The organism is Micromonospora sp. NPDC047620 (assembly GCF_043205005.1).
Classification (GTDB): domain Bacteria; phylum Actinomycetota; class Actinomycetes; order Mycobacteriales; family Micromonosporaceae; genus Micromonospora.
In genome coordinates this window covers 1-1,003 of sequence record NZ_JBIDDG010000222.1, presented here as the reverse complement: position 1 = coordinate 1,003, position 1,003 = coordinate 1, and the positions used below count along the sequence as shown (strand labels likewise).

Sequence of the window (1,003 nt, the reverse complement as noted above, 5' to 3'; positions counted from 1 at the left end):
CAACCTCCCCGCGATCGGCAACGACCTCGTCCAACTGCCGGGCTTGATCGTCACCGGCAACATCCCCGCCTTGCACCAGGTCTCGGGCGACCTCAACAATCAGTTCGCGCCTCTGGTCCAGGCGGTCGCCGAGGTCGATCTGCACCTGGTCGCCCAGGCCCTCACCCTCGCCGCGCCTCTCGACACCTCCGGGTGGACCGCCATCGCCGCGCAGATCGTGAGCATCCTCGCCAACCTCGACATCACACGCCTCGCCGCCGACATCGGCCAGGCCCAAGAGATCGCTTGGGGCGCAATGCAAAAACTCTCCACCGGCGACCCGGCCGGTGCCGCAGTCGCCGTGACCGGACTCGGTCCCATCGCCGCCGACCTCGTCACCACCGCCGCCTCGGCCCTCACTGAAGACGGCGGCACCCGCCTGTCCACACTCGCCCACACCCTCACTACAACCACCACCCCCGACACCCGCAACGCACTCGCCAACCTGACCTCGGGTATCCACCAGAACGGCTACACCGACACCACCGTCGGCCCCGTGCTGAATTGGCTGTCGGGGCGAACCGGCACCGCCAACTGAACGACCGGCCGGGCGCGGTGCCGCGCCGACACCGAAAACCGACACCGTCCCAACCGGACCCGGGCCGCGTATGCCCAACGCTGGCGGTCCCGGGCCGGGCCCAGGGCATCCGCCGGGCACCGGCACCCGGGCGGGCCGCACCACCCCGGCCCATCGGGACCAGCAAACGGGCCCCGGGGTGGTCGCGCTGTCAGTGCGACCACCCCGGGGCCCTTCTCGTCGTGCGCCCGGCAGGTTCCACCGGGGCGGGTTGCGTTGCGGCGCAGGCACGCCCCGGTCAGACCGCCGGACGCGCGTTCAGACACGTTGCCCGGGAAAAGGGGCCCGGACGCGGCCCGCGATCCCGCACAGGGCCATACAGCCCCGATACGCCCGTGCCGGTGTCCCAGGGAGCGGGGCACCGGCACGGGCTCGGCAGGGCACCCC

1 protein-coding gene is annotated in these 1,003 nt (G+C 72.2%); it reads left to right on the top strand.

Annotated features, from left to right (window positions below; genetic code table 11):
* Nucleotides 1–577, top strand: a 577-nt coding sequence (locus tag ACGF5C_RS35425; RefSeq protein WP_393308865.1) for a hypothetical protein, incomplete at its 5' end; no start/stop codon positions are given.
* Nucleotides 578–1,003 lie beyond the last annotated feature (426 nt).